Below are 340 nucleotides of genomic sequence, written 5' to 3'. Positions count from 1 at the left end.
AAGTGGGTTTCCCCATTCAGGAATCCCAGACTCAAAAGGTTATTACTACCTAATCTGGGCTTATCGCAAGTTATTACGCCTTTCATCGCCTCTGACTGCCAAGGCATCCACCGTGTACGCTTAGTCACTTAACCATACAACCCGAAAGGGTCTCTGTTTTACTTTCACTTTTGAAAAGTGAAAACAAACTAGTATGGCAACTAACCAAGGTTTTTGGTTGTCATCAAGAAGGGTTAATTCTTAATAACTGTTTGCCGGACTCAATTGTGATTCAAACAAGTTTGAATCGAATACAAGACACTTGAATGTGTTTGTTGTGTTTATCTAATGAAAGATAAAC

At 38.8% G+C, this 340-nt stretch carries 1 rRNA gene; it reads right to left on the bottom strand.

The features are described from left to right. Positions 1 to 134: ribosomal RNA gene (locus AB4484_RS26760) — 23S ribosomal RNA — on the bottom strand; the annotation flags it as partial. Positions 135 to 340 lie beyond the last annotated feature (206 nt).

This window comes from Vibrio sp. 10N.261.46.A3 (genome assembly GCF_041472995.1).
Classification (GTDB): domain Bacteria; phylum Pseudomonadota; class Gammaproteobacteria; order Enterobacterales; family Vibrionaceae; genus Vibrio; species Vibrio coralliirubri.
The sequence above is the reverse complement of the archived record's forward strand: the minus strand, read 5'-3'. Positions and strand labels throughout refer to the sequence as shown.